This is a genomic window from Micromonospora sp. NPDC047670 (genome assembly GCF_043204915.1).
Lineage (GTDB): Bacteria > Actinomycetota > Actinomycetes > Mycobacteriales > Micromonosporaceae > Micromonospora.
In genome coordinates this window covers 960,032-966,297 of sequence record NZ_JBIDDA010000001.1, presented here as the reverse complement: position 1 = coordinate 966,297, position 6,266 = coordinate 960,032, and the positions used below count along the sequence as shown (strand labels likewise).

At 74.5% G+C, this 6,266-nt stretch carries 4 protein-coding genes; 1 reads left to right on the top strand and 3 read right to left on the bottom strand.

Annotated elements, in window-relative coordinates; genetic code table 11:
- Positions 1-212 precede the first annotated feature (212 nt).
- Together ACGF7U_RS04660 and ACGF7U_RS04655 are read right to left on the bottom strand one after the other, a co-directional pair.
- On the bottom strand, positions 213-1,322 hold the full coding sequence (locus ACGF7U_RS04660) for a GNAT family N-acetyltransferase (RefSeq protein ID WP_393102863.1): 1,110 nt from the start codon (positions 1,320-1,322) through the stop codon (positions 213-215).
- A complete protein-coding gene (locus tag ACGF7U_RS04655) occupies positions 1,319-2,482 on the bottom strand; it encodes a GNAT family N-acetyltransferase (RefSeq protein WP_393102861.1) in 1,164 nt (387 codons plus the stop codon). The genes ACGF7U_RS04660 and ACGF7U_RS04655 overlap by 4 nt, the downstream gene beginning before the upstream one ends.
- A gap of 160 nt (positions 2,483-2,642) precedes the next feature.
- Between ACGF7U_RS04655 and secA the strand changes: the two genes are divergently transcribed.
- Positions 2,643-5,564 (top strand): preprotein translocase subunit SecA, encoded by a 2,922-nt coding sequence (gene secA, locus ACGF7U_RS04650; protein WP_393102859.1) that lies wholly within the window; start codon positions 2,643-2,645, stop codon positions 5,562-5,564.
- 76 nt (positions 5,565-5,640) lie between these two features.
- Here secA and ACGF7U_RS04645 read toward each other — a convergent pair whose 3' ends face one another.
- Positions 5,641-6,243 (bottom strand): Rv3235 family protein, encoded by a 603-nt coding sequence (locus ACGF7U_RS04645; protein WP_393102857.1) that lies wholly within the window; start codon positions 6,241-6,243, stop codon positions 5,641-5,643.
- Between the last annotated feature and the right edge of the window lie 23 nt (positions 6,244-6,266).

Sequence of the window (6,266 nt, the reverse complement as noted above, 5' to 3'; positions counted from 1 at the left end):
ACGCGTGGACGGGCACACGACAGATCCCCCTCGCCCGACAGGACGGGGGGTGCACGACTGCCAGCCTATCTCCGCCGCCCGACACCCACCCCCGGTGGGCCCCCCCCCCCCCCCCCCCCCCCCCCCCCCCCCCCCCCCCCCCCCCCCCCCCCCCCCCCCCCCCGGGGGGGGGGGGGGCCCCCCCCCCCCCCCCCCCCCGGCCACCGGGACCGTCAGCGGAGTTCGTCGGGGAGCAGCCCGAAGACCAGGTCGTCGATCCGGGTGCCCGCCAGCCCCGGCAGCCGGCCGCGCAGCAGCCCCTCCCGGCGGAAGCCGACCTTCTCCAGCACCCGCTGCGAGGCGACGTTGTCGGGCAGGGTGGCGGCGACCAGCCGGGCGATCCCCGCCGGCCCGAACGCCCAGCCGGCGAGGAGCCGCACCGTCCGGGTGGCGAGCCCGCGACCCCGCGCGGCGGGCAGCAGCGCGTAGCCGACGCTCGCCTCCCCGGCGGTCGCGTCGGTGTGGGACAGCCCGCAACTGCCGACCGGTTCGTCGGTGCCCGCGTCGAGGATCAGCAGCCGGGCGATGCTGCCGGTCAGCCATGCGCTCTCCGACGACCGGCAGCGCCCCTCGATCGCCGACCGGGCGGGCGGCACCGGCGGGGCCTGGTTCGCCACCACCTCCGGCAGCGTGTGCAGGCGGTACATCAGGTCGACGTCGTCCGGGCCGAGCGGGCGCAGCGTCACCGCGCCGTCGGTGAGCCGGCCGTCGGGCAGGTCGGGCAGCAGCCGGGGAGCGGGGCCGGGCGGGTCGTCGGCGAGGCGCACCCAGGCCGTCAGGTCCGTCCGGCCGCCGCCGCGGAGCTGGCCGGCCGCCCGGCGTACCCCCTCGTGGCGGAATCCGGCGGCGAGCGCCACCCGCTGGCTGGCCGGGTTCTCCGCGTGGGTCAGCAGCTCCAGCCGGTCGAACCCGCACCGCAACGCGGAGTCGGCCAGGGCCCGCGTGGCGGCGGTCGCGACGCCGCGCCGCCGCGCCCACGGCGCGACCCAGTAGCCCACCTCCGCCTGCCGGCGCGGCGTCACGACCTGGCTGAGGCCCGCCCCGCCGACCAGCCGGTCGGTGGCGCGGTCGGCGATGGCGTACGCAGCCCCGCCGGTGGCCCGGGCCGCCGGGGCGCCCTCGGTGATCCACCAGCGGGCGTCGGCCTCGGTGTACGGCTGCGGCATGCCCGGGTTGAACCGCAGGTTCACCGGGTCGGCGCAGCCGGCGGCCACGTCCGCGACGTCGTCGGGGCGGAACGGCCGCAGCCGCACCCCGTCGGACTCGATCACCTCGGGCGTCACGTCAGGTCCCCGGCGAGCAGCGCGCCGACCCAGGTGTCCACCCGCTCGCCCCGGTGCGTGAGCCCGCCCCGGGCGGTGCCCTCGACCGTGAAGCCGGCCTTCTCGGCGACCCGGCGCGAGGCGGTGTTGCCGACGTTGGCCCGCCACTCGACGCGGGCCAGTCCCAGCGTGGTGAAGCCCCAGGTGGCGAGGGCGGTCAGCGCGGCCGGCATGACGCCCCGGCCCCGGCTCGCCGGCGCGGTCATGAAGCCGACGTCGGCCAGCAGGGGATCGGTGGGACAGAGCCGCAGGTCGATCGAGCCGGCGTACCGGTCCTCGGCGTCGGCGACCACGAAGCAGGCGCTGGTGCCGCCCGCCCAGGCGCCGCGCGAGTAGGTCAGGTAGGACTCGGCGTCGGCCGGCTCGTACGGGTCGGGCACGCTGGTCCACCGGATGGTCTCCGGGTCCCGGCAGGTCTGCACGATCGCCGCGAAGTCGCGCTCCTCCATCGGGCGCAGCCGCACCTCGCCGCCGCCGGCGCCGGCGAAGAGGACGGGCTGGGGCCGGCCGAAGACGGCGGCCCGGCGGGCCTCCAGGGTGCCGGGCCCGGCCGGCCCGGTCTCGCCGGGGGCGGGCACCTCCCCGGGGAGCAGCGAGCCGATCCAGCCCTCCGGCCCGCCGTCGGGCGCGGGGTCGGCCAGCCGCAGCCGGCCCTCGACGCGGAAGCCCGTCCGGAGCGCGACGAGGCGGGAGGCGTGGTTGCCGACCTCGGCCTGCCAGATCAGCCGGCGCAGCTTGCGGGTCTCGAAGGCCCACCGGGCGACGGCCCGGGCGGCCCGGACGGTGACGCCGCCGCCGCGGGCCCAGGGTGCGGTCCAGTAGCCGATCTCGCCCGTGCCGTGCCCGGCGTCGATCGACACCAGTCCGCAGGAGCCCAGCACCTCGCCGGTGGCGGGGTCGCAGACCGCGAACGGGGCCCCGGTGCCGGCCGCCCAGTCCCCCGGAGCGACCTCGGTGACGAACCTGTGGGCGTGTTCGGGCAGGTACGGGCGAGGTACGGTGGTCCAGCGCTGGATGTCCGGGTCCTGGCATGCCCGGTGCACCACGTCGGCGTCGGTCGCCCGCCAGGGTCGTAGCAACAGGCCGTCCTCGGTGATCTCCACGGGTTCCACCCGAGCCATCGTGCCGGATCGTTCGCGGACGGCGTAACCGGATATCGGCGGGACGGCGGGCGCCGAGCGAGTTATGTCGGTTTCGCCGGGTCGGAGGGCCGCCACCAGTGACCATCACGCCGATGGAGCGCCTACGATGGTTCGAGACTGTCTAGGGGAGCGTTGATCCGTGTCGATTCTGGAAAAGGTCCTCCGCGCGGGCGAGGGCCGTATGGTGCGCCGGCTCAAGGCCATCGCCGCCGCCGTCAACTCGATCGAGGACGACTACGTCAACCTCACCGACGACGAGCTGCGCGGCATGACCGAGCAGTTCAAGGAGCGGCTCGCTGACGGCGAGACCCTCGACGACCTGCTGCCGGAGGCCTTCGCGGTGTGCCGGGAGGCGGCCGCCCGGGTGCTCGGCCAGCGCCCCTACGACGTCCAGGTGATGGGCGGCGCGGCGCTGCACTTCGGCAACATCGCCGAGATGAAGACCGGTGAGGGCAAGACCCTGACCTCGGTCATGCCGGTCTACCTCAACGCCCTCTCCGGCAAGGGCGTGCACGTCATCACGGTCAACGACTACCTGGCCCAGCGCGACGCCGCCTGGATGGGCCGGGTGCACGAGTTCCTCGGCCTCACCGTCGGCGTGGTCCTGCCCAACCGGCCGGCCGCCGAGCACCGGGCCGCGTACGAGTGCGACATCACCTACGGCACGAACAACGAGTTCGGCTTCGACTACCTGCGCGACAACATGGCCTGGTCGCGGGACGAGCTGGTCCAGCGCGGCCACAACTTCGCCGTGGTCGACGAGGTCGACTCGATCCTGATCGACGAGGCCCGCACCCCGCTGATCATCTCCGGCCCGGCCGAGCACTCCGCCCGCTGGTACTCCGAGTTCGCGGGCGTGGTGGCCCGGCTCCAGCCCGGCAAGGACGGCGAGGGCGACTACGAGGTCGACTACGCCAAGCGGACCATCGCCGTCACCGAGCGCGGCGTGGCGAAGGTCGAGGACCGGCTGGGCATCGACAACCTCTACGAGTCGGTGAACACCCCGCTGGTGGGCTACCTCAACAACGCCATCAAGGCCAAGGAGCTCTTCAAGCGCGACAAGGACTACATCGTCAGCGACGGCGAGGTCCTGATCGTCGACGAGTTCACCGGCCGCATCCTGCACGGCCGCCGCTACAACGAGGGCATGCACCAGGCGATCGAGGCCAAGGAGGGGGTGGAGATCAAGCAGGAGAACCAGACCCTGGCCACCATCACCCTCCAGAACTACTTCCGCCTCTACGAGAAGCTCTCCGGCATGACCGGCACGGCCCAGACCGAGGCGGGCGAGTTCAACAAGGTCTACAAGGTCGGCGTGGTGACCATCCCGACCCACCGGCCGATGGTCCGGCAGGACCGGCCGGACGTGATCTACAAGACCGAGAAGGCCAAGTTCAACGCCGTGGTGGAGGACATCGCCGAGCGGCACGCCGTGGGCCAGCCGGTGCTCGTCGGCACGGTCTCGGTGGAGAATTCCGAGATCCTCTCCCAGCTCCTGCGTCGCCGCGGCATCCCGCACTCCGTGCTGAACGCCAAGTTCCACGCCCGCGAGGCCGAGATCGTCGCCCAGGCCGGTCGCAAGGGCGCGGTCACGGTCGCGACGAACATGGCCGGCCGGGGCACCGACATCCTGCTCGGCGGCAACGCCGAGTTCCTCGCCGCCAACGAGCTCCGCCAGCGTGGCCTCGACCCGATCGAGCACGAGGAGGAGTACGCCAAGGCGATGGAGGAGGTCCTGCCCAAGTGGAAGCAGGCCTGCGACGCCGAGGCGGAGGAGGTCGCCGCCGTCGGCGGCCTCTACGTGCTGGGCACCGAGCGGCACGAGTCGCGCCGGATCGACAACCAGCTGCGCGGCCGCTCCGGCCGGCAGGGTGACCCGGGCGAGTCCCGGTTCTACCTGTCGCTGCAGGACGAGCTGATGAAGCGCTTCCGTTCCGGTGCCGTCGAGGCGGTCATGGACCGCTTCAACATCCCGGAGGACGTGCCCATCGAGTCGAAGATGGTCACCCGCCAGATCAAGAGCGCGCAGGCCCAGATCGAGGGCCAGAACGCCGAGATCCGCAAGAACGTCCTCAAGTACGACGAGGTGCTCAACAAGCAGCGCCAGGTGATCTACGCCGAGCGCCTGCGGGTGCTCAACGGTGAGGACCTCTCCGACCAGGTCCGCAACATGATCGACGACGTCGTCGAGGCGTACGTGCGGGGCGCCACCTCCGAGGGCTACGGCGAGGACTGGGACCTGGAGCAGCTCTGGTCCAGCCTGAAGCAGCTCTACCCGGTCGGCGTCACGATCGAGGAGCTGGAGGAGGAGGCCGGCGGCTCCCGGGCCGGCATCGACGCGGACTTCCTGCTCTCCCGCCTCAAGGAGGACGCGCACGCCGCGTACGACCGGCGCGAGGAGCAGCTCGGCACGGAGGGCACCCGCGAGCTGGAGCGGATGGTCCTGCTCCAGGTGATCGACCGCAAGTGGCGCGAGCACCTCTACGAGATGGACTACCTCCAGGAGGGCATCAGCCTGCGGGCGTACGCCCAGCGCGACCCGGTGGTGGAATACCAGCGCGAGGGCTTCGACATGTTCGCCACCATGATGGACGGCATCAAGGAGGAGACGGTCGGCTTCCTCTACAACCTCGAGGTCCAGGTCAACGAGCCGGAGCCCGAGGCCGAGGAGGTCACGCTGCTCGACAAGCCGGTCGAGATCCGGGCCAAGGGCCTGGGCCGGACGCCGCAGCAGCAGGGCCTGCAGTATTCGGCGCCGACCATCGACGGCGAGGCCGGCGCGGGCGCGGTGGCCGTCGAGCGCGCCGAGGAGCAGGCGCCGGCGCTCGGCGTCGGCCGGCCGGCCCCGGCCGCGCCGGCGGCGCCGGGGACGACCGCCCCGGCCGCGCCGCAGCGCCCGGCGACGGGCCTGCGTGGCCCGGCCGTCGCCGCGAACGCCGGCCGCCGCTCGGCGCCGGGGCAGGCGGAGGCCGGCAACGGTCCGTCCCGCAACGCGCCGTGCCCGTGCGGGTCCGGCCGCAAGTACAAGCGCTGCCACGGCGCGCCCAACGGCGGCGCCTGACCAGCAGGCGGGCGGGGCGTGCGCCCCGCCGGAGCAATCGAGCCGCGGTCCTCGCCGACCGCGGCTCGATCGCGTTTCAGAGGACCTGGAGGGCGGTGCAGAGCCAGGTGCCGCGGCGGTGCTCCAGGCGCAGCGCCATCGCCCAGGTGCGCCCGCCCGCGCCGGCGAGCACCGCGGCGGCCTCCACGGCCGCGGCGCGCGGCTCGCAGACCCGCAGCCGACGCAGCCGGGTGACGGGCCGGGTGGAACGGCGACGCACCGGGCCGGACCGGGCGGTGGCGCGGGCGAGCTCGGGCAGCAGCCCGGCCGCGCGGGCCGGGTCGAGCAGCGGTCGGAGCTGCCCGGGCGGGCGGTAGCCGTTGAGCACCTCCAGGCAGGTGCTGACGAAGCGGTGGGCGGCCCGGGTGGCCTCGGCGGTCGCGGTCACCAGCGCCCCGGAAGGCAGCGGGGTGGCCGGTCCGCGCCCCGGTCCCGCCGGGGCGGGCGACACCCGCGCCCGGCGGCCGGGTGGCCGGTCGGCCTCGCGGCGCGCGGGCTCGAACAGGTCGAGGGCGAGCTGGGCGTGCGCCGGGGCGGGCCAGTGGGCGGCGTCCTCGTCGGCGAACGGCGGCTCGAACGAGGGCGCGGGGCGCAGTCGGACGGGAGGCCGCGTCGGACCGGGGCGGCGCGAGTCGGTCATCCTGACCCTCCCATGATCTTGCG